20 protein-coding genes are annotated in these 20,848 nt (G+C 71.2%); 17 read left to right on the top strand and 3 right to left on the bottom strand.

What is annotated here, in order from left to right; genetic code table 11:
• The first annotated feature begins 9 nt into the window (after positions 1 to 9).
• The 15 genes from folE (at position 10) to A4U64_RS21275 (ending at position 14,175) form a co-directional block, all read left to right on the top strand.
• A complete protein-coding gene (gene folE / locus A4U64_RS21345; protein ID WP_006930424.1) occupies positions 10 to 663 on the top strand; it encodes a GTP cyclohydrolase I FolE in 654 nt (217 codons plus the stop codon).
• Between the two features lie 32 nt (positions 664 to 695).
• Complete coding sequence (gene folP / locus A4U64_RS21340) at positions 696 to 1,517, top strand: dihydropteroate synthase (protein WP_044475554.1); 822 nt, start codon at positions 696 to 698, stop codon at positions 1,515 to 1,517.
• Positions 1,514 to 1,882, top strand: a complete 369-nt coding sequence (gene folB / locus A4U64_RS21335; protein ID WP_006930416.1) for a dihydroneopterin aldolase — start codon at positions 1,514 to 1,516, stop codon at positions 1,880 to 1,882. The genes folP and folB overlap by 4 nt, the downstream gene beginning before the upstream one ends.
• Positions 1,879 to 2,403, top strand: coding sequence for a 2-amino-4-hydroxy-6-hydroxymethyldihydropteridine diphosphokinase (gene folK, locus A4U64_RS21330; RefSeq protein ID WP_065923083.1), 525 nt, complete (start codon positions 1,879 to 1,881; stop codon positions 2,401 to 2,403). The genes folB and folK overlap by 4 nt, the downstream gene beginning before the upstream one ends.
• Positions 2,403 to 2,867, top strand: coding sequence for a DUF3180 domain-containing protein (locus A4U64_RS21325; RefSeq protein ID WP_037200442.1), 465 nt, complete (start codon positions 2,403 to 2,405; stop codon positions 2,865 to 2,867). Before folK ends, A4U64_RS21325 begins: the two co-directional genes overlap by 1 nt.
• A gap of 130 nt (positions 2,868 to 2,997) precedes the next feature.
• Positions 2,998 to 3,804: a DUF6779 domain-containing protein gene (locus A4U64_RS21320; RefSeq protein ID WP_232334119.1), complete on the top strand. Its 807-nt coding sequence runs from the start codon at positions 2,998 to 3,000 to the stop codon at positions 3,802 to 3,804.
• Between the two features lie 129 nt (positions 3,805 to 3,933).
• Positions 3,934 to 4,869 carry a Rossmann-like and DUF2520 domain-containing protein gene (locus A4U64_RS21315; RefSeq protein WP_029540714.1) on the top strand — a complete coding sequence of 312 codons (936 nt, stop codon included), beginning with the start codon at positions 3,934 to 3,936 and terminating at the stop codon, positions 4,867 to 4,869.
• Positions 4,862 to 5,803: a pantoate--beta-alanine ligase gene (panC, locus tag A4U64_RS21310; RefSeq protein ID WP_006930397.1), complete on the top strand. Its 942-nt coding sequence runs from the start codon at positions 4,862 to 4,864 to the stop codon at positions 5,801 to 5,803. The genes A4U64_RS21315 and panC overlap by 8 nt, the downstream gene beginning before the upstream one ends.
• Before the next feature lie 32 nt (positions 5,804 to 5,835).
• Positions 5,836 to 6,273 carry an aspartate 1-decarboxylase gene (gene panD, locus A4U64_RS21305; RefSeq protein WP_029540720.1) on the top strand — a complete coding sequence of 146 codons (438 nt, stop codon included), beginning with the start codon at positions 5,836 to 5,838 and terminating at the stop codon, positions 6,271 to 6,273.
• A gap of 2 nt (positions 6,274 to 6,275) precedes the next feature.
• On the top strand, positions 6,276 to 7,118 hold the full coding sequence (locus tag A4U64_RS21300; protein ID WP_006930394.1) for a type III pantothenate kinase: 843 nt from the start codon (positions 6,276 to 6,278) through the stop codon (positions 7,116 to 7,118).
• An 87-nt stretch (positions 7,119 to 7,205) separates the two neighbouring features.
• Positions 7,206 to 7,649, top strand: a complete 444-nt coding sequence (locus A4U64_RS21295) for a rhodanese-like domain-containing protein (RefSeq protein ID WP_006930391.1) — start codon at positions 7,206 to 7,208, stop codon at positions 7,647 to 7,649.
• Between the two features lie 91 nt (positions 7,650 to 7,740).
• Positions 7,741 to 9,249, top strand: coding sequence for a lysine--tRNA ligase (gene lysS, locus A4U64_RS21290; protein WP_065923081.1), 1,509 nt, complete (start codon positions 7,741 to 7,743; stop codon positions 9,247 to 9,249).
• A gap of 102 nt (positions 9,250 to 9,351) precedes the next feature.
• Entirely contained in the window at positions 9,352 to 9,708 is a 357-nt protein-coding gene (locus A4U64_RS21285) for a histone-like nucleoid-structuring protein Lsr2 (protein WP_006930387.1), read from the top strand.
• Between the two features lie 254 nt (positions 9,709 to 9,962).
• Entirely contained in the window at positions 9,963 to 11,393 is a 1,431-nt protein-coding gene (locus tag A4U64_RS21280) for a phospholipase D-like domain-containing protein (protein WP_065923080.1), read from the top strand.
• Between the two features lie 256 nt (positions 11,394 to 11,649).
• On the top strand, positions 11,650 to 14,175 hold the full coding sequence (locus tag A4U64_RS21275) for an ATP-dependent Clp protease ATP-binding subunit (protein ID WP_029540728.1): 2,526 nt from the start codon (positions 11,650 to 11,652) through the stop codon (positions 14,173 to 14,175).
• 70 nt (positions 14,176 to 14,245) lie between these two features.
• Here the strand turns inward: A4U64_RS21275 and A4U64_RS21270 are convergent, their stop codons facing one another.
• On the bottom strand, positions 14,246 to 14,839 hold the full coding sequence (locus A4U64_RS21270; RefSeq protein ID WP_029540731.1) for a TIGR03086 family metal-binding protein: 594 nt from the start codon (positions 14,837 to 14,839) through the stop codon (positions 14,246 to 14,248).
• Positions 14,840 to 14,932: 93 nt separating this feature from the next.
• On the opposite strand from A4U64_RS21270, the gene A4U64_RS21265 reads away from it, so the two are divergent.
• The gene (locus A4U64_RS21265) at positions 14,933 to 15,880 is read left to right on the top strand and encodes a helix-turn-helix transcriptional regulator (protein ID WP_006930367.1); all 948 of its coding nucleotides are present in this window, start codon (positions 14,933 to 14,935) and stop codon (positions 15,878 to 15,880) included.
• Positions 15,881 to 15,889: 9 nt separating this feature from the next.
• Here the strand turns inward: A4U64_RS21265 and A4U64_RS21260 are convergent, their stop codons facing one another.
• Positions 15,890 to 16,654 (bottom strand): PIG-L deacetylase family protein, encoded by a 765-nt coding sequence (locus A4U64_RS21260; RefSeq protein WP_029540736.1) that lies wholly within the window; start codon positions 16,652 to 16,654, stop codon positions 15,890 to 15,892.
• A gap of 106 nt (positions 16,655 to 16,760) precedes the next feature.
• Here A4U64_RS21260 and A4U64_RS21255 point away from each other — a divergent pair, with 106 nt between their 5' ends.
• The gene (locus A4U64_RS21255) at positions 16,761 to 17,960 is read left to right on the top strand and encodes an acyl-CoA dehydrogenase family protein (protein ID WP_044475551.1); all 1,200 of its coding nucleotides are present in this window, start codon (positions 16,761 to 16,763) and stop codon (positions 17,958 to 17,960) included.
• 24 nt (positions 17,961 to 17,984) lie between these two features.
• Here the strand turns inward: A4U64_RS21255 and A4U64_RS21250 are convergent, their stop codons facing one another.
• Complete coding sequence (locus tag A4U64_RS21250; RefSeq protein ID WP_065923079.1) at positions 17,985 to 20,843, bottom strand: ATP-binding protein; 2,859 nt, start codon at positions 20,841 to 20,843, stop codon at positions 17,985 to 17,987.
• Positions 20,844 to 20,848 lie beyond the last annotated feature (5 nt).

Raw genomic sequence — 20,848 nt, 5'->3', positions numbered from 1 at the left:
TACGGTCTGGTGTCGGTGAATCACCTGGATTCCGAGACGGATTCCGCGTCGATCGGCGGTGACGGCGAGGTCCTGCGCAGCCTGGAATCGGGCCGGGTCTTCGATCAGGCCCGCGCGGAGGCGGCCGTCCGGGAACTGTTGATCGCGGTGGGGGAGGACCCCGAGCGCGAAGGTCTGCTCGACACCCCGGCCCGCGTCGCGCGGGCGTACCGGGAGATGTTCGCCGGCCTGTACACCGATCCGGACTCGGTCCTCGACAAGACCTTCGACGAGGGCCATCAGGAACTCGTCCTGGTGCGTGACATCCCGATGTACTCCACGTGCGAGCACCACCTGGTCTCGTTCCACGGGGTCGCGCACGTGGGCTACATTCCCGGCCGCACCGGCCGGGTGACCGGGTTGTCGAAGCTGGCGCGGGTGGTGGACCTGTACGCCAAGCGCCCGCAGGTGCAGGAGCGGCTGACCAGTCAGATCGCGGATGCGCTCGTGCGCAAGCTCGATCCGGTCGGGGTGATCGTCGTCGTCGAGGCCGAGCATCTGTGCATGGCCATGCGGGGCATCCGCAAGCCCGGGGCGAGCACCACCACCTCGGCGGTGCGGGGGCTGCTGCAGTCCAACTCGGCGTCGCGCGCCGAGGCTCTGGATCTGATCCTCCGCCGGTGAGCGCGCTCCCGAACCCCGGGCGCCCGGTGGTGATGGGCGTGCTGAACGTGACCCGGGATTCGTTCTCGGACGGTGGCCGGTACCTCGACCGCGACGCGGCGATCGCGCACGGTCTGGAACTGCGCGACCTCGGCGTGGACATCGTCGACGTCGGCGGCGAATCCACCCGTCCCGGAGCGGCCCGGGTCGACCCGGAGGTCGAGGCCGGGCGCGTCGCGCCGGTCATCGCCGCCCTGAGCGCCGCCGGCATCCCCACGAGCGTCGACACCATGCGCGCGTCCGTGGCCGAGGCCGCGATCGAGGCCGGCGTCACCATCGTCAACGACGTCTCGGGTGGGCGCGCCGACTCCCGGATGGCCGCGGTCGTGGCGTCGGCAGGCGTGCCGTGGATCCTCATGCACTGGCGGCCCGCGGGCGGCTTCGTGCACGCCGGCGGGTCCACCCACTACGACGACGTGGTCCGGGAGGTCCGCGATGAGCTGATGGTGCAGGTGGATGCCGCGCTCACGGCAGGCGTGGAGCCGGCGAACATAATCCTCGATCCCGGACTCGGTTTCGTGAAGGACGCCGACCACAACTGGGAACTGCTGCACCGGCTGCCCGAGCTGACCGAGCTCGGCTACCCGGTGCTGATCGGCGCGTCGCGCAAGCGGTTCCTCGGGTCCCTGCTCGCCGCCCCCGACGGCACGATCCGGCCACCCGGCGGCCGCGAGGTGGCCACCGCGGTCGTGTCGGCGCTCGCGGCGGAGCGCGGGGCCTGGGGGGTGCGCGTGCACGACGTGCGGGCGTCGCTCGACGCCGTCGCCGTCGTCGGCGCGTGGCAGCGCGGCAGTGCGGCGGGAGGACCGGCGTGAGCGACCGGATCGAACTGCGCGGACTGCGCGTACGCGGCCACCACGGCGTGTTCGACCACGAGAAGCGCGACGGTCAGGACTTCCTGATCGACATCGTCGCGTGGCTCGATCTCGCGCCGGCCGCGGCGAGCGACGCCCTCGACGACACCCTGCACTACGGCATCCTTGCCGAGCGGGCCGCCGCGATCGTCGCGGGCCCGTCGCGGGACCTCATCGAGACCGTCGCCGGCGAGATCGCCGACGACGTCCTCACCGATCCGCGGGTCACCCGGGTCGAGGTCACCGTCCACAAGCCGTCGGCGCCGATCCCGCTGACCTTCGCGGACGTAGCGGTGGTGGTCGATCGCACCCGGAGCGGCTCGTGAGCCGGGTGGTGCTGTCCATCGGGTCGAACATCGGGGACCGGCCGGCGCTCCTGCGCTCGGTCACCGAGGCCCTCGCCGACCGGATCGTGGCCGTGTCGCCGGTGTACTCGACCGCGCCGTGGGGCGGGGTCGAGCAGCAGGACTTCCTCAACGCGGTCGTCGTCGCGGAGGACCCGTCACTGGACTGCCGCGGCTGGCTCGAGCTGGGCCGGCAGCTCGAGGCCGCCGCCGACCGGGTCCGGGAGCAGCGGTGGGGCCCGCGCAGCCTCGACGTCGACGTGGTCACCTGCCACGACTCGGACGGCAGCGAGGTGCTCAGCGACGATGCCGAACTGACCCTGCCGCATCCGCGCGCCCACCTGCGCGCCTTCGTGCTCGTCCCGTGGTGGGACGTCGAACCCCAGGCGACGCTGACGGTCGACGGCACGCGACGACCGTTGACGGAGTGGCTCGCCGCTCTCGACGTCGACGAACGCGAAGGGGTGCGCCGCACCGAGTACCGGCTGGAGCCGCCGCGGTGATGAAGGCGACGCGTATCCGGGACCTGCTGGCGCTGGCGGTGCTCGCCGCCGTCGCGGCGTGGTTGCTGGCGCGCGGCCTGTACGGCACGTTGCCGCCGATCCCCGTCTACGCGGGGGCGTCGCTGTACCCGGTGGCGATCGTCGAGGTGGTGCTGGCGTTCATGATCCGTTCCCGGGTGGGCAAGCACGAGATCGGCGACGGGCCGCACCAGTTGCATCCCATCACGGCGGCCCGCGCGGTGGCGCTGGCGAAGGCGTCGGCTCTGGTCGGGGCGGCCAGCGCGGGCATCTGGGCAGGATTCCTGCTGTACCTGGTTCCGCAGCGGCCGGTGCTGCAGGCCGCGGTCGAGGACAGCGCCGGGGTGATCGTCGGGCTGCTCGCCGGCGTGGCGCTCGCGGCTGCCGCGCTGTGGCTCGAACACTGTTGCCGGACACCGGAAGACCCGGACGAGCCCGCGACCTGACCGGGGCGGCGAATCCTGTGCGCTCGACTCTCGGGACCCGGCGGCCGCGCCCAGTAGTCTGGAACGCATGGGGACTCCGGTGCGAACGAGGAAGGGCCGTCGGTCACGGCGCAGCGCGAGTTCTGTGATCGTGGCGGCGCTGCTCGCCCTGGCGTTGATCGCGTCGCTGTTCCTGGTCTTCAGCGACAGCGTCCAGCTGCTGCGCGTCGGTCTGGTCGTCGCGTTGTGGGCCGCCACCGTCGGCGCGATCGCGATGACGAAGTACCGTCGCGAGTCCGCGCTGGACCGTGCCAAGGTCCGGGATCTGCAGACCGTGTACGAGTTGCAGCTCGAACGGGAGATCGCGGCGCGGCGCGAGTACGAGCTGACCGTCGAGGAGAAGGTCAGGTCGGAGCTGCGGATCGATGCCGACCAGATGGCGGCCCTGCGCGCCGAGCTCGGTGCCCTGCGCCGCAACCTCGAGGTGCTCTTCGAGGGCCGGCTGCCCGAGGACCGCGCGGCGTTGTGGGCGGGCCGGGGACAACTGCAGGAGCTCGGCGGCGGGAACTTCCGGGTGACGGCCGCGCCCCGTCCGGCGGGCCCGTTCTTCGCCTCGCCCGACGACGAGCCGGTGACCGCCGAGACCACGGTGGTCACCGACGGCGACACGACGACGGCCGTGCCCCGCCGGCCGGCGGGCGCGACGGCCGCTCCCGGCGGATCCGAGGATACGGAACGGCGGGACCGGGCCGAGCCGGAGGAACCGGCCGAACCGGAGGGCCGGGCCGAGTCCGGGTCGCAGCCGAAGGAACCCGAGGAGCAGGCCGAGGCGGACGACGACGCCGAGCCCACGGGCCGACGCGCCCGGCGACGGCGGCCGGACGGTGCCGGCGAGGGGGCACACAGCCAGGGCCGCACGGTCGCGGAGATCCTCGCCGCCCTGTCCGCCGAGCGCTGAGCGTTCGCCGCGCCGGGTGAGGCGCAGATCACGTTCCCCGGCCATGGCCGGGGTTGCTCGGGCCGCGCTATTGTCGGTCGGAACGTCTGGTACCCGCCGAGCGGGACTGGAACGAACGAGAGGACTCCCGTGACCTCCTTCGGGATCACAAACGAGCCTGCGCCTGCACGACTGACGGTCGGAATCGTTTCCGCCGGGCGGGTGGGCACGGCGATCGGCGCGGCACTCGAACGCGTCGGCCACCTGGTCGTGGCCTGTTCCGCGGTATCCGAACTGTCCAAGCACCGCGCCCGCACCCGGCTTCCGGACACCGAGGTTCTCCCCGTCGACGAGGTCGCCGCCCGCTGCGACCTGCTGCTCCTCGCCGTTCCGGACTCGGAACTCGGCTCGCTCGTCCGCGGGCTCGCCGCCACCGGCTCCGTCTCGCGCGGCACGATCGTCGCCCACACGTCCGGCGCGAACGGCGTCGGCATCCTCGCTCCGCTCACCGAGCAGGGCATCGTGCCGCTCGCCATCCACCCGGCGATGACCTTCACCGGCCACGACGAGGACACTGCCCGGCTCGCCTCGGCGTGCTTCGGCATCACGGCCGCCGACGACATCGGCTACGCGATCGCCCAGTCCCTCGTGCTCGAGATCGGTGGCGAACCGGTGCGCGTCCGCGAGGAGCGGCGCGCGCTGTACCACGCCGCGCTCGCGCACGGCAGCAACCACCTCGTCACCCTCGTGGTGGATGCGGTGGAGGCGCTGCGGGTGGCGCTCGAGGGCGACGAACTGCTCGGCCAGCAACTCGTCGACGACGCGCCCGGCGGTGTCGCCGAGCGGGTGCTGCAGCCGCTGTTGTCGGCGGCCCTCGACAACGCGTTGCGCCGCGGGCCGTCGGCGCTGACCGGACCCGTCGCCCGCGGCGACGCACAGGCCGTGGCCACGCACCTGCGGGTGCTCGGGGAGGTCGATCCCCGGATCGCTACCGGATACCGCGCGATGTCCCTGCGATCCGCGCAGCGCGCCGGAGCGAAACCCGAACTGATGGAGATCCTCGAAGGGGCTGATCACGGTGAGTGAATCGCAACAGGGCGGCTACGTGCGCGGCGAACTGACCGTGCACCACGACCCCGCCGCCCTGACCAAGGTCACCAAGGCGCTGCGTGGCGTCGGCCGCACGGTCGCCCTCGTGCCGACGATGGGCGCCCTGCACGCCGGTCACCTGGAGCTCGTGCGGCAGGCGAAGCTCACCGGTGCCGTGGTGGTGGTGTCCGTCTTCGTCAATCCGTTGCAGTTCGGGGCCGGTGAGGATCTCGACGCCTACCCGCGCACCCTCGACGCCGACCTGGAGCTGCTGCGGGAGGCCGGCGTCGAGCTGGCGTTCGTGCCGTCGGTGTCCGCGATGTACCCGAAGGGCCGGCGGACCGTGATCCACCCGGGGCCGCTGGGGGCGGAGCTCGAGGGTGGCAGCCGCCCGACGCATTTCGCGGGGATGCTCACGGTGGTGGCGAAGCTGCTGCAGATCGTCGCCCCCAATGTCGCCTTCTTCGGCGAGAAGGACTACCAGCAGCTCGCCCTGATCCGGCAGATGGTGGAGGACCTCAACTTCGACGTCCGCATCGTGGGCGTGCCCACGGTGCGTGAGCAGGACGGGCTGGCGCTGTCCTCACGCAACCGCTACCTGGATCCGGAACAGCGCCGGGTCGCCACCGTGCTGTCCGCGGCGCTGGTCGCCGGGGCGCACGCCGCCGCCGGCGGTCCCGAGGCGGTGCTCACCACCGCGCGCGAGGTGCTCGCCGCCGCGCCCGAGGTGGAGCTGGACTACCTCGAGCTGCGCGGCGTGGACCTCGGGCCCGCGCCGGAACGCGGCGACGGCCGGCTGCTGATCGCCGCGCGGATCGGCACCACCCGGCTCATCGACAACGTCGGTGTCGCGATCGGCACCGGATTCCTCGAACGCGAGACCGGCCCGGTCGACGCGTCCACCCCCGACGACCTGCTCACCCGCCGATAGCGCGACCGGCCCGAAAAAGCTGAGGAGACACCATGTTCCGCACGATGATGAAGTCGAAGATCCACCGCGCCACGGTGACCCACGCCGATCTGCACTACGTGGGTTCGGTAACCGTCGACCAGGACCTGATGGACGCCGCCGACCTGCTCGAGGGCGAGCAGGTCGCCATCGTCGACATCGACAACGGCAACCGTCTCGAAACCTATGTCATCGCGGGCGAGCGCGGCTCCGGCATCATCGGGATCAACGGTGCGGCAGCGCGTCTCGTGAGTCCCGGTGATCTCGTCATCCTCATCGCCTACGGCGTGATGAACGAGCAGGAGTGCCGCGACTACGACCCGCGCGTGGTGTTCGTCGACGCGGACAACCGGCAGGTCGAACTCGGCAACGATCCGGCGCACGCGCCGGAGGGTTCCGGCCTGATCACCCCGCGCATGCTCGCCACTCTCGACTCCGGTTCGTTGGTGTAGCAGTGCTCCTCGCTGTCGACGTCCGGAACACGAACGTCGTCCTGGGCCTGTTCACCGGCAGCGGCTCGCACGCGAAGCTGTTGCGGGACTGGCGGATGCGCACCGATCCGCGCATGACCGCCGACGAGCTCGCGCTCATCTTCCGTGGTCTGCTCGGCGGGTACGCCGACCAGATCACCGGCGTGACCGCGTTGTCCACGGTGCCGTCGGTGCTGCGCGAGATCCGGGTGATGCTGGGCCGCTACTGGGAACACGTGCCGCACGTGGTCGTCGAGCCGGGTGTGCGCACCGGGGTGCCGCTGCTCGTCGACAACCCCAAGGAGGTCGGCGCCGATCGCATCGTCAACAGCCTTGCGGCACATCACTTCTACGACCGGCCGTGCATCGTGGTCGACTTCGGGACGTCCACGTGCGTGGACGTGGTCTCGGCGAAGGGCGAGTTCCTCGGCGGCATCATCGCCCCCGGCATCGAGGTGTCGATGGACGCGCTGGCCTCCCAGTCCGCGGCGCTGCGCAAGGTGGAACTGCTGCGCCCGCGCGCCGTGGTCGGCAAGAACACCGTCGAATGCATGCAGTCCGGTGCGGTTTTCGGATTCGCCGGGATGGTCGACGGGCTGGTGCGCCTGGTGCGTGCCGAGCAGCGCGGATTCGAGGGTGACGACGTCGCGGTCATCGGGACCGGCGACCGTGCGCCGTTGATCATGCCGGAGTCCGAGACGCTCGAGCACCACGAACCGGACCTGACGCTGGAGGGCCTGCGCCTGGTGTACGAGCGCAATCTCGCACGGCGCGGCGCCCGATCCGCCGCCGTGGGTTCCGCCCGCCGCGATCCTGTGCAAGAATAGTCGCCGTGATCCGCTGCATGAGCGCCCAGGAGTGTTGTCGAGGCTGACGTCCGCCTCGATCGTTCACACATACCTGGAGTCACCCTCATGCGCACTGCGCTTGCTGCATCCTTCGTCGCCGCACCCGTTCACACTCTCCCGCTCACCACCGAGCGCACCTATCCGGCCGGGCTGGCCGCGACCGTCGCGCGCGGCGCGGTGGTCGTCGACATCCGCACCCACGCCGAACGCGCCGTCCAGGGCACCCTGCCCGGGGCGCTGGCCATCTCCGCCGAGCTGCTGCCCCGGCGCCTGCATCCCACCAGCGACGAGCGTCTGGCGGTGGCCGTCGACCGCGACGTCGAGTGGGTCGTGGTCTCGGCCTCCGGCGCGGAGACCGACGCCGTCGTCGCCGCGCTGCAGGCGCTCGGGCTGCGCCGCGTCACCGGCCTCGTCGGCGGGTACGCGGCTCTCGCGGCGGCCGGGGCGACCGATGCGATCGCCGCGGCCCCGCACGTCGAGGACGACGTGGCGCGCGTGACCGCGCACTGACCCGGCGGGCGCCGGCGCCCCGGGCACCTCGGCCCTGCGCAGGCGCTGGTCCTGCGCAGGCGCTCGAGGCGGTCCGATAGTCTGGTCACCCGTGAGTGATGCACCCGTTCAGCAGTCCGACGACACCCCCGAGCAGATCCGCATCCGCCGCGAGAAGCGCGAACGGATCCTGGCGCAGGGCAAGGACGCGTACCCCGTCGTCGTGCCCCGCACTCACACCCTCGCGGAGATCCGGGAGAAGTATCCGGACCTCGAGCCCGACACGACGACCGGGGAACAGGTCGGCGTCGCGGGCCGGGTCATCTTCTTCCGCAACACGGGCAAGCTGTGCTTCGCCACGTTGCAGGAGGGCGACGGCACCCAGTTGCAGGCGATGATCAGCCTCAACGGCGTCGGCGAGGAGTCCCTTGCGGCGTGGAAGCACGACGTGGACCTGGGCGACTTCGTGTTCGTGCACGGCGAGGTGATCAGCTCTCGGCGCGGCGAGCTCAGCGTCATGGCGGACTCGTGGCAGATGGCCGCCAAGGCCCTGCGGCCGCTGCCGGTGGCGCACAAGGAGATGAACGAGGAGACCCGGGTCCGGCAGCGCTACGCCGACCTGATCGTGCGTCCCGAGGCCCGCGCCAACGCCCGCATGCGTGTCGCGGTGGTGCGCGAGTTGCGCAACGCGCTCGAGCGGCGCGGCTTCCTCGAGGTCGAGACCCCGATGCTGCAGACCCTGCACGGCGGCGCGACGGCCCGTCCGTTCGTCACCCATTCGAACGCCCTCGACATGGATCTGTATCTGCGCATCGCGCCGGAGCTGTTCCTCAAGCGCTGCGTGGTGGGCGGCATCGAGAAGGTCTTCGAGATCAACCGCAACTTCCGCAACGAGGGTGCCGACTCCACGCACTCGCCCGAATTCGCGATGCTCGAGACGTACGAGGCGTACGGCACGTACGACGATTCGGCGACGATGACCCGGGAACTCATCCAGGAGGTGGCGATGGCGGTGTTCGGCACCTACGTCGTCACCCTCGCCGACGGCACCGAATACGACCTCGGCGGCGAGTGGAAGACGATGGAGATGTACCCGTCGCTGTCGGCGGCCATCGGAACCGAGGTCACGCCCGACACGTCGCTGGAGGAGCTGCATGCCCTCGCCGATCGGGTGGGTCTCGAGGTCCCGGAAGGCAAGGGCTGGGGCCACGGAAAGCTCGTCGAGGAGTTGTGGGAGCACCAGTGCGGCGACCAGTTGCACGAGCCGACGTTCGTGCGGGACTACCCCGTCGAGACCTCGCCCCTCACGCGGCAGCACCGCAGCAAGAACGGCGTGACCGAGAAGTGGGATCTGTACGTGCGTGGTTTCGAACTCGCCACCGGTTACTCGGAACTCGTCGACCCCGTGATCCAGCGGGAGCGGTTCGTCGACCAGGCGCGGCTCGCCTCGGCCGGTGACGACGAGGCGATGGTTCTCGACGAGGACTTCCTCGCGGCGATGGAACAGGGTATGCCTCCGACGACCGGAACCGGCATGGGAATCGACCGTTTGCTGATGGCGCTGACGGGCCTCGGAATCCGGGAAACAATCCTGTTCCCAATTGTTCGCCCGGCGAGGTAATTGATCGCATTCGTTTTCCGTATTGCCATGAATTGATTCCCGGGTATTGTTGTCTCGTACCGCGGGGGGCCGCGCTTCTTCATTCGAGAGGATTTGCAGCACATGGCAAAGAAGGTCACCGTTACCCTGATCGACGACGTGGACGGGGAGACGGCGGCGGACGAGTCCGTGGAATTCGGGCTCGACGGAGTCACCTACGAGATCGATCTGTCGGAAGACAACGCGGCCAAGCTCCGGGAGGAATTGGAGTTCTGGGTCACTCATGCCCGCAAGGTGGGTGGCCGTAAGCGCGCGAAGGTCGTGCCCACCGCGCCCGCTCCCCGCAAGTCTTCTCGCGGCGGCACGGACCGGGAACGTACCGCGGAAATTCGGGAATGGGCCCGCAACAACGACATGCCCGTCTCGGCCCGAGGCCGTATCTCCGCCGAAATCATCGAGGCTTACAACAAGGCGCACTGAGCCGGAAGCGCTGCCTTCCGTCCGACCGAGGCGATATCCGCGACAACTGTCGCGGATATCGCCTCGTCGTCGTGCCTCGCGGAATTCTTTGTTATTCGTTCGAAAAAAGAAACGGTCGGTCGGAACGGGACGCCGCCGGAAGTGGAGACAGTCGGGAAGCGGAGACAGTCGGGAATCGGAGACAAGGGTCACACCCGCTCGGTATCCCGTCCGTCGCGGCGGAAACGGCGGTATCCCCGGGTAGCGTGTCGGCCATGGGAGAGCGGATTGCCGTCCCGGGTGAGACGTGCTGGCGGGTCGATCGTGCCGATCGCCTCGCCTGCATTGTCGACGCCGCCGACTATTTCCGATACGCCAAGTCGGCGATGCTGCAGGCACGGCGGCGGATCCTCCTGATCGGGTGGGACTTCGACACGAGGATCAAGCTCGAACCCGACCGGAAGACCCTCGAGGGCCCGAACCGGCTGGGCGCATTCCTCAAGTGGCTGCCGCACCGGCACCCGGATCTCGAGGTGTTCCTGCTGAAGTGGAACATCGGCGCATTCGCAGCCATCGGGCGCGGGATGACACCGGTCTTCGTGCTCAACTGGATGAGCGACCCGCGGCTCCGGCTCGAAATCGACGGCGCCCATCCCGTGGGAGCGGCACACCACCAGAAGATCATCGTGATCGACGACGCCGTCGCGTTCTGTGGGGGCATCGACATGACCGTCGATCGCTGGGACACCAGCGAGCATCCCGACCACAGCCGCTACCGGCGGGAGCCGAACGGCCGTCGGTACGGACCGTGGCACGACGTGACGACCGCGGTGGACGGCGCGGCCGCCCGCGCGATCGGCGAACAGGCTCGCGCCCGGTGGAAGGCGGCAACGGGGGAGGACCTCGAGCCGGTCGACACCGGGCACACCATCTGGCCCGACGGGCTGCGCCCGGCCCTGCGCGACGTCGATGTCGCCGTCGCACGGACCCTCCCCGAACTCGGCGACCGGGCGGAGGTGCGGGAGATCGAGGCCCTCTACCTGGCGGTGATCGCCGGCGCCCGCCGCACGCTCTACCTGGAGAGCCAGTACCTGGCGTCCCGGACGCTCGCCGAGGCCCTCGCGAAGCGGCTGCGGGAACCGGACGGCCCGCAGATCGTGCTGGTGCTGCCGCGCAACGCCGAGGGCTGGCTCGAACAGAAGGCGATGGACGGCGCCCGCCGCAAGCTGCTGCACCTGCTGTGGAACGCCGACGTCCACGGCCGGTTCGCCGCCTACTACCCCGTCACCGCGGGTGGGGCGCCGATCTATGTGCACGCCAAGGTCGTCGTCATGGACGACGTGCTGCTGCGCATCGGCTCGTCGAACCTGAACAACCGGTCCCTGGGCTTCGACACCGAGTGCGATCTCTTCGTCGAAGCGGACCACGAGGGCGACCACATCAGCCGCGCGGTGGTCGAGATGCGGGAGCGCCTGCTGTCCGAGCACCTCGGGGTGTCCCCGGACGACGTCGCGTCCGCCGTCCGGTCCGAAGGTTCGCTCGTCGCCGCGGTGGAGCGGTTGCGCGGACCCGGTCGGACCCTCGCGCTCTTCGAGCCGGGCACCGTCGCCGACGAGGACAGCCCCCTCGCGGAGAACGAACTCGTCGACCCGGAACGCGCCCCGCAGCGCATCGGACGGCGCATTCGCCAGCTGATGCCCCGCTGAGCAGCGTGTTCGCTGCTGGCGTACACGGAGGCGGGAACGCCGTGCCGACGTGCAGCGTTACCCCTCGTGACCGGAGTTGCCGCCGGCGCCGATCGGGTGGAGGGGCAGCGCCTCGAAACGGCGGCAACTAGAGTGTCAAGTGGGGTCGTGGAACCTGGTTCCACTCGACGACTCGAGTGCCGGAGCGAAACGCGGCAGCCGGGTCCGGAACGATCCGCGTACCGGACCTGTCGGCCGGAGAGTGTGAGGGAGTGCGATGTTCGAAAGGTTCACCGATCGCGCGCGGCGCGTCGTCGTCCTGGCTCAGGAAGAGGCCAGGATGCTCAACCACAACTACATCGGCACGGAGCACATTCTCCTGGGCCTCATTCACGAAGGCGAGGGCGTAGCGGCCAAGTCGCTCGAATCTTTGGGGATCTCCCTCGAAGGCGTCCGCAGCCAGGTCGAGGAGATCATCGGCCAGGGACAGCAGGCCCCGTCGGGCCACATCCCGTTCACGCCCCGTGCCAAGAAGGTGCTCGAGCTCAGCCTGCGTGAGGCGCTGCAGCTCGGACACAACTACATCGGTACCGAGCACATCCTCCTCGGCCTCATCCGCGAGGGCGAGGGCGTCGCGGCACAGGTGCTCGTCAAGCTCGGTGCGGACCTGAACCGGGTGCGCCAGCAGGTCATCCAGCTGCTCTCCGGGTACCAGGGCAAGGAGCCCCAGGAATCCGGCACCAGCCGTGGCGAGGCCGGCACCCCGTCGACGTCGCTGGTGCTCGACCAGTTCGGCCGCAACCTCACGCAGGCCGCGCTCGAGGGCAAGCTCGACCCCGTCATCGGTCGCGCCAAGGAAATCGAGCGCGTCATGCAGGTCCTGAGCCGCCGCACCAAGAACAACCCGGTGCTCATCGGCGAGCCGGGCGTCGGCAAGACCGCCGTCGTCGAAGGCCTGGCGCAGGCCATCGTCAACGGCGAGGTCCCCGAGACGCTCAAGGACAAGCAGCTGTACACCCTCGACCTCGGTTCGCTGGTCGCGGGCAGCCGCTACCGCGGTGACTTCGAGGAACGCCTGAAGAAGGTGCTCAAGGAGATCAACAGCCGCGGCGACATCATCCTGTTCATCGACGAGCTGCACACGCTCGTCGGCGCGGGTGCCGCCGAGGGCGCCATCGACGCGGCGTCGATCCTGAAGCCGAAGCTGGCGCGCGGCGAGCTGCAGACCATCGGTGCCACCACCCTCGACGAGTACCGCAAGTACATCGAGAAGGACGCCGCGCTCGAGCGCCGGTTCCAGCCGGTGCAGGTGGGCGAGCCGACGGTCGAGCACACCATCGAGATCCTCAAGGGCCTGCGCGACCGGTACGAGGCGCACCACCGCGTGTCCATCACCGACAAGGCGCTGGTCGCCGCGGCGAGCCTGGCCGACCGCTACATCAACGACCGCTTCCTGCCGGACAAGGCGATCGACCTCATCGACGAGGCCGGTGCGCGCATGCGCATCCGCCGGATGACCGCGCCGCCGGACCTGCGCGAGTTCGACGACAAGATCGCCGACGCGCGCCGGGAGAAGGAGTCCGCGATCGACGCGCAGGACTTCGAGAAGGCCGCGAACCTGCGCGACAAGGAGAAGCAGCTCGTCGCGCAGCGCGCCGAGCGCGAGAAGCAGTGGCGCGCCGGTGATCTCGACGTCATCGCCGAGGTCGACGAGGAGCAGATCGCCGAGGTCCTCGCCAACTGGACCGGTATCCCGGTGTTCAAGCTCACCGAGGAGGAGACCACCCGTCTGCTCCGCATGGAGGACGAGCTGCACAAGCGGATCATCGGCCAGGAGGACGCCGTCAGGGCCGTCGCCAAGGCGATCCGGCGTACCCGCGCCGGCCTGAAGGACCCGAAGCGTCCCGCCGGTTCGTTCATCTTCGCCGGCCCGTCCGGCGTCGGTAAGACCGAGCTGTCGAAGGCGCTCGCGAACTTCCTGTTCGGCGAGGACGACGCGCTCATCCAGATCGACATGGGCGAGTTCCACGACCGGTTCACCGCGTCGCGGCTCTTCGGTGCCCCTCCGGGCTACGTCGGCTACGAAGAGGGCGGCCAGCTCACCGAGAAGGTGCGCCGCAAGCCGTTCTCCGTGGTCCTGTTCGACGAGATCGAGAAGGCCCACCAGGAGATCTACAACACCCTCCTGCAGGTCCTCGAGGACGGCCGCCTCACCGACGGCCAGGGACGCACGGTCGACTTCAAGAACACCGTGCTGATCTTCACCTCGAACCTCGGTACCGCCGACATCTCGAAGGCGGTCGGCCTGGGCTTCACCAAGGGCTCCGGCGCCGAGTCGAACTACGAGCGGATGAAGCTCAAGGTCAACGACGAGCTGAAGAAGCACTTCCGGCCCGAGTTCCTCAACCGCATCGACGACATCATCGTCTTCCACCAGCTCACGCAGGATCAGATCATCCAGATGGTGGACCTGATGATCGGCCGCGTCGAGGTGCAGCTGAAGAACAAGGACATGGGCATCGAGCTCACCGAGAAGGCGAAGTCGCTGCTCGCGAAGCGGGGCTTCGATCCGGTCCTCGGCGCCCGGCCGCTGCGCCGCACGATCCAGCGCGAGATCGAGGACCAGCTCTCGGAGAAGATCCTCTTCAACGAGATCGGCCCCGGCCAGATCGTCCTGGTCGACGTCGAAGGCTGGGACGGCGAGGGTGCCGGGGAGAACGCGAAGTTCACCTTCACCCCGAGCGAGAAGCCGGCCGCGGTGCCCGACACCCCGGCGGTGGCCCTGGCCAAGGACGCCGAGTAGTCCTGCTCCGACGAACGCCGACGGGCGGCACCCACTGCGGGTGCCGCCCGTCGGCGTTGGTGTGTCGGGATCAGCGCCGCCAGGCCGCGGTGTCCCGCCCGGACCAGTTCGCGAGCCGCTCAACGGGGCTCGCGTCCGGCGCCGGCTCGACGGCCGCGCCGAAGGGAACCCGTCCGCCGCGCACGGAGGCGGGGATCTTGCTGCGCGCGACGACGAACGCGGCCTCCACGAGCACCGGATCCGGCTCGGCCGGCAGTCCCGTGGCGACGGCGAGATCCCAGCCGTGCACGAGGGCCTCGTTGAGATTGCTCAGCACCGCGGCGCGGCCGGGCACCGTTCCCCACGGCGCGACGACGGGCCGGTCGAGCAGGTCGTCGTCGCTCCACACCTTCCGGTAGTGGGCCTGCGCCCGCTCGAGTTCGGCGCGCCACGCGTCGTCGGGCACGCCGGTCAGGAACTCCGGAACGCTCAGCGGGTCGCCGTCGCTGCCGATCACGCGGCCGCGATCGACGGTGGCGACGAGGTGGCCGAGCAGCGCGCGCACGTCGTAGTCCGGGCAGGGCGTCGGGTCGGTCATCTGCTCGGGGCGGACCTCGTCGATCAGCGTGGCCACCCACGCCAGGGCGTCGCGGTAGAGGGGACGGGGGTCGGACGCGGTGCTCATGTCGGGCCTTTCGGTCGTGTGGTTGCTGCCGGACACGATCCTGCGCGCGAAACACGACACCTTCTGTCATGTATTTCTGGGAGAGTTCGGCAGGTGCGAGCCGATCGGTTGCTGTCCCTGGTCCTGCTGCTGCGACACCGGGGCCGGATGACCGCGCCCGCGATCGCCAGGGAACTCGAGGTCTCGGTGCGCACCGTGCTGCGCGACGTCGAGGCCCTGTCGGCGGCCGGGATCCCCGTCTACGCCGAACGCGGACGCGACGGCGGTTTCGCGCTGCTCCCCGGCTTCACCACCGACCTGACCGGCCTGACCGTCGACGAGGCGACCGCCCTGCTCGCGGCGAGCGCGTCGGCCACCCCCGACTCGCTCGGCATGGCCTCCGCGTTCGCCTCGGCGATGCGGAAGGTGACCGTCGCGCTGCCCGAGGCGCAGCGCACCGCCGCCGCGCGGGTCGGGGAGCGGATCGTCGTCAGCTCGTCGGGGTGGGTGGTCGATCACCGGCGGGACGAGCACCTCGGCGTCGTCCAGCAGGCCGTGTTCACCGATCGCCGCCTGCGCATCCGCTACCGCTCCCGTGGCGCCGAGGCGCGGTGGCGGACGGTCGACCCGCTCGGGCTGGTCAGCGCGGCGGGCCGCTGGTATCTGGTGGCGCTGCATCGCGGCGCCGAACGCACCTACCGCCTCTCCCGCATGGAACGGGTGCAACCGCTCGACACCGCGGCTCACCGCCCACCCGACGTCGACCTCGCCCGGATCTGGCAGCGGCGCCGCACCGAGTTCCGGGCCGGTCTGGGCACGGTCACCGCCGCGGTGCGGATCCGGGACCGGCGCCGGGAAGACCTCGCGGCGATCGCGATCCGCGTCGTCGCGCAGCGGCCCACCGGCGACGGCTGGTGGGAGGCCGAGGCGGAGTTCGGCGGGGCCACCCACGCCGGCGCCGCGATGTGGCAACTCGGCGACGACGCCGAGCTGCTCGGGCCGCCCGAACTCCGGGAGCAGGTCCGGTCGTCGGCCGAGCGCCTCGCCGAGCGGCACCGGTAGCCCGGCCCGTCACCGCGCCACTGCGGTTCTCGTCGCCGCATCGCCGCGGTCCGGGACGCGAGGGGCGGCGACGAACGCCTCCTCCGCGATCTGGGCCGCGTAGACCGCCGGGTCGATCCGCGCGACGAGGTCGGCGGTCTGGGTCGCCATGGCCCGCAGCGCGGTGAGTTTGCGGTCGAGCGCGAGCCCGTGCAGCCGGACGTGGACCGCGAGCCGCTCTTCGCGCACGCCCGTGGGGCGCTCGTCGCTCATGTACATGCCCCATTCCTCGTAGAGGTCCCGGAACCGGTCGAGATGCTCCACGGTGGGGGTGGCGTACAGCAGCCGGGAACGGCAACCGCGGTCACGCCAGGCCCGGGTGACCCAGCGGTGCACGGCGGTGTGGTCGGGGTGGTAGGTCATCCCGTCGGCACCGAAGGTCAGGATCGTGCCGGGGCGGACGTCGTCGAGGAGCCGTCCGGCCCACGCGAGACCGGTGTCCTCGTGCTCGGCGAGGGCACCGTCCGGCAGGCCGAGGACGTGGTGCTCTTCGACACCGAGGACGGCCATGGCGGCGGCCGCTTCCCAGCGGCGGACCCGGCCCAGCCGCTCCGGAGGCCACGAGCGGGGGTCGGCGGTTCCGTGCTCGCCGGCGGTGGCCGAGGCGCACACGACGCGCCGGCCGTCGTCGCGGGCGGCGGCCATGACGCCGGCGGCGAGGTAGGTCTCGTCGTCGGGGTGGGCCCAGATCGACAGGATCGTCCCGGACAGGGGCAGGGATGTCGTCGCGTTCATGCCTCTCACGGTCCGTGCGGGCCCTGCCCCGGCGCTCCCGCGCGCTCTCGGCGCGCTGGGATCCGGTGGGAGCGCGGTGAGAGCAGGCGGGCGCATCGTCGTGGCCATGGACACCACACTCACCATGAACCCCACCCGGAACCGGACCGCGGCCGAGTTGCCGACCGAGATGCTGGAGCGGTTCCGATCCCGTGCCGGCGAACTCGACCGGTCCAACTCCTACTTCGACGAGGACCTCGCCGAGCTGCGGGCCGCCGGCTATCTCGCCGCCGCCGTACCCACCCGCTACGGGGGATGGGGCCTCGATCTGGCCCGGCTGGCCGCGAGCCAGCGGCGCCTCGCCCGCTACGCCCCGGCGACCGCGCTGGCGATGACGATGCACTCCTATTGGATCGGGATCGCCACCGAACTGGAACGCACGGGCGACACGTCGCTCCGCTGGATCCTGGAGGCCGCGGTGGCCGGCGACGTGTTCGCCGCCGGACACGCCGAGACGGGCAACGACATCCCGGTGCTGCTGTCGACGTGCCGGGCGCAGCGCGTGGCGGGCGGCTACCGGCTCACCGGCCGCAAACAGTTCGGCTCCAACGGTCCGGCGTGGCGGTGGCTCGGCGCGCACGCCGTCGACGCGGACGCGGCGGGCGGGCCGCACATCGTGCACGCCTTCGTCGAACGAGGCAGCGCGGGGGTGAAGGTCGTGCAGACGTGGGACACCCTCGGGATGCGGCCGACGCAGAGCCACGACACGGTTCTCGACGACGTCTTCGTGCCCGACGACCGCATCGGGCGGGTCGTCCCCGCGGGCGACGGCAGCGACCCGTTCCTCGTGGCGATGACGATGTGGCCGCTCTCGCTCATGGCGGCGGTGTACCTGGGGATCGCCGACCGCGCCCTGGAACTCGCCGTCCGCAGCGCCCGGCGCAAGACCTCGGTGGCGATCGAGCGGGGCGCGTACGCGTACAACCCGTTCGTGCAGCACCAGGTCGCGGAGATGTATCTCGAGCTGGACGCCGCCTCGGCGACGCTCGACCGGTTCGTCGCGGACTGGGTGGCCGGCACGGACCACGGCGACGAGTGGGTGCCCAAGGTGTATGCGATGAAGTGGCGGGCGGTGGAAGCGGCCAAACGGGTCGTCGACATCGCCCTCGACGTGGCCGGTGGCGCCGGCATGTTCACCGGGAACGAGCTCGAACGCCTCTACCGCGACGTGCGGTGCGGGGGATTCCACCCCGGCAACGACGCGCTCACCCACGAACTCGTCGGCAAGTCGCTGCTCGGCATTCTCGGCGAACAGCCCAGGTGGTGAGGTCGCGGCTCCCGGCCCGGGCGGTCACAGCGCGCGGAGCGCATGCTCGGCGGCGGCCTCGCCGTCGAGCATCGCGCCGTGTCGTCGCGCCGCCTCGTACGCGTCGTCGCCGAGCGCGGCGCGCAGTCGCGCGCCGAGCTCGTCCAGGGCCACCTCGTCGGCGCCGAAGATGCGATGACCGGCCGCGGTCGCGCGCACGGCCCCCTCGAGCACCGCGGCGTCGCGGTAGCGGTCCAGGCGTTCGAGAAGCCCGGCGATCGAGCGCAGCATCGTCCACTGCGTCGACCACATCCCGGCGCGCCGCCAGTGCGGGATCAGGCGCCGGTACTCGTCGGCGGCGGCCGCCGGGTCACCGATCCGGGCGTCGATGGACGCCTTCGACGCGCCGGCGAGACCGGTCACGAACGAGGCGTTCGTCTGTTCCGCGATGTCCAGTGCCCGAGCGAAGCGCGCGCGGGCCCGTTCGACGTCGACTGCCAGGTCCGCCTCCCCGGCGCAGTGCCAGACATACGCGGCGTGCGGCGTGCGTGCGTCGGCGACCTCGGCGAGGAGTGCGTCGGCTTGCTCGACGGCGGCCGGGTCACCCGCATAGCCCAACGGCAGCAGCTCCGTGGCCCGCGCCATGAGCCGCTGCGCCGGGTCGTTCGCGGCGGCCGCGGCGGCCCGCCGGTACCAGGCGGCGGCCTCGTCGAGATGCCCCTCGAACAACTCGTAGCTCCCGCGAACGGTCATCGCCTCCGCCGCCGGCTCGGTCTTCGCCCGCTCGACGGCGCGCAACGCAGCGGCGCTGAGCCGACCCGTCTCGGCCACGTCGCCGGACATCCATGCCGCGTAGGCGGCCACCACCCGCAGGCGCGCGGCGAACGGGCTCCGGCCCTCCGGATCGGCGTCGATCACCAGCCGCGCCCAGCCCAGCACGTCCGGTCGCAGCCGGAAGATCCCGTAGTCCAGCAGGGCATTGACGAGACGACCCGCGAGCGCGACCTCGTCGTGGTCGAGCAACCAGCCGAGCGCGCTGCGCAACTCCGGTACGGCGGCATCGATCTGCGCCAGGACCGGCTCGCCCGGCTGCAGCAGTCGTGAATCCGCCCGGTCGACCCAGTCGGCCAGGTGCCGGGCGTGCCGTTCCGCGACGAGGTCGACCCGGCCCTCGCGGGTGAGTTGTTCGGCGCCGAACGCCCGCAGCGTCTCGAGCAGCATGTACCGGCGGCCGGGTATCCGCAGCACCAGCGAGCGCTCCACGAGGTGAGTCAACGCCGCGGTGACCGTCCCCGGATCCGTGCCGCAGACCGCCGCGGCGTCGGCCGCGTCGAACGAGCCCGAGAACACCGACAGTTCCGCGAAGGTCCGCTGCAGATCCTCCGCGAGCAGCCCGAACGACCACGACACCGCCGCGGCCAGCGACCCGTGCCGCGGCGACGTGCGGTACCCCGACGCCAGCAGCTCGAAGCGGTGGTCCAGGCCCGCGGCGACCTCCGCGACCTCATGGGTGTGCAGGCACGCGGCTGCCAGCTCGATCGCCAACGGCAACCCGTCCAGGCGCCGCACGATCTCGGCGATGCAGGCGAGCTCTCGCCCGTCCGGCTCGAAGCCCGGGACGACGGCCCGCGCCCGCTCCTCGAACAACCGCACGGCCGGTGCGTCCTCGCCGTCGTACGACAGCGTCGGCACCTGGCGGACGTGCTCGCCTACGACTCGGAGCCGCTCCCGGCTCGTCGCCACGATCCGCACGTGCGCGCAGGTGGCGAGCAGGCGTTCGACGACAGCGGCGATCGGATCGAGCACGTGCTCACAGTTGTCGAGCAGCAGCACGAGCTCGGTGTCGCCCAGCACGTCGGCCACTCGCTCGGCGAGGGAGGTGCCGGGACGGGCGTCGATCCGCAGGGCGGCGGCGGCCACGTCGACCGCGGAGTCCGGGTCGGCAGTGGCCAATTCGCACAACACCACCGGCCGATCCGGTCGGGCGGCCCGGAGCCGGTGCCCGACCTCGAGGAGCAACCGGGTCTTGCCGACCCCGCCCGGACCGACCAGGGTCACCAGGCGCCCGGACTCCGCCAGCTCGGTCACCGCCACCGCCAGGGCGTCCCGGCCGACGAGCGACGTCGCCGGAACCGGCAACCGGCCCACCGGCGCCCACACCCGGTCGGCGGCACCGGCGAGCAGTTCCGCGTGGTGAGCCGCCAGTGCCGGCGACGGTTCGATGCCCAGCTCGTCGCCGAGCAGCCGCCGGAAGTCGTCGTAGACCCGTAGCGCCTCGGCCCGGCGTCCGGTCGCCGCGAGCGCCGTCATCAGCAGCGCGCGCGGCCGTTCCCGCAGCGGCTGCGCGTCGGCGAGCGCCACCAGTTCGGCAACGAGGCCGTCGGTGTCGCCCCGTCCGAGCCGCACCTCGGCCCGGACCTCGTGGGCCCGGAAACGCAGCTCCTCCAGCCGCGTCGCCTCGGCCCGGGCCTCGTCCACCTCGTCGAGTTCGGGGTAGGCGGGGCCCTGCCAGCGCGCGAGCACGGCGTCGATCTCGGCCGGCACGCCCGCATCCCCCGTCGCCCCCGCGCTCAGGGCCACCACGAGCCGGTCGGCGTCGACCTCGACACCGGCCGGATCGAGCCGATAGCCCTCACCGACGGACTCGATCAGGCCGTCGGGCAGACCACGGCGAAGCCGGAACATGTGGTTCTGCAGGGCGGCGGCCGGATCCGCCGGTCGCCTGGACGGCCACAGGGCATCGACGGCGGAGTGCGCCGGCACCACCCGGCCCCGCCGGAGCACCAGCAGTGCCAGCAGGCGTCGCTGCAGCAGCCCGTCGGGAGTGATGTCGCGCCGATCCGCATCCAGCACGCGGAGCGGGCCGAGTACCTCGACTCGCGCCCGGTCGCCACCCGTGACCACGGAAC

Source organism: Rhodococcus sp. WB1 (assembly GCF_001700945.1).
Classification (GTDB): domain Bacteria; phylum Actinomycetota; class Actinomycetes; order Mycobacteriales; family Mycobacteriaceae; genus Rhodococcus; species Rhodococcus aetherivorans.
The sequence above is the reverse complement of the archived record's forward strand: the minus strand, read 5'-3'. Positions and strand labels throughout refer to the sequence as shown.

Bases quoted from the DNA above. Each gene is read 5' to 3' on its own strand.
- folP (WP_044475554.1), top strand. From the start codon at position 696: ATGGGCGTGCTGAACGTGACCCGGGATTCGTTCTCGGACGGTGGCCGG.
- panD (WP_029540720.1), top strand. From the start codon at position 5,836: ATGTTCCGCACGATGATGAAGTCGAAGATCCACCGCGCCACGGTGACC.
- A4U64_RS21270 (WP_029540731.1), bottom strand. From the start codon at position 14,839: ATGAGCACCGCGTCCGACCCCCGTCCCCTCTACCGCGACGCCCTGGCG.
- A4U64_RS21325 (WP_037200442.1), top strand. From the start codon at position 2,403: ATGAAGGCGACGCGTATCCGGGACCTGCTGGCGCTGGCGGTGCTCGCC.
- A4U64_RS21285 (WP_006930387.1), top strand. From the start codon at position 9,352: ATGGCAAAGAAGGTCACCGTTACCCTGATCGACGACGTGGACGGGGAG.
- A4U64_RS21260 (WP_029540736.1), bottom strand. From the start codon at position 16,654: ATGAACGCGACGACATCCCTGCCCCTGTCCGGGACGATCCTGTCGATC.
- A4U64_RS21295 (WP_006930391.1), top strand. From the start codon at position 7,206: ATGCGCACTGCGCTTGCTGCATCCTTCGTCGCCGCACCCGTTCACACT.
- A4U64_RS21255 (WP_044475551.1), top strand. From the start codon at position 16,761: ATGGACACCACACTCACCATGAACCCCACCCGGAACCGGACCGCGGCC.
- A4U64_RS21275 (WP_029540728.1), top strand. From the start codon at position 11,650: ATGTTCGAAAGGTTCACCGATCGCGCGCGGCGCGTCGTCGTCCTGGCT.
- A4U64_RS21280 (WP_065923080.1), top strand. From the start codon at position 9,963: ATGGGAGAGCGGATTGCCGTCCCGGGTGAGACGTGCTGGCGGGTCGAT.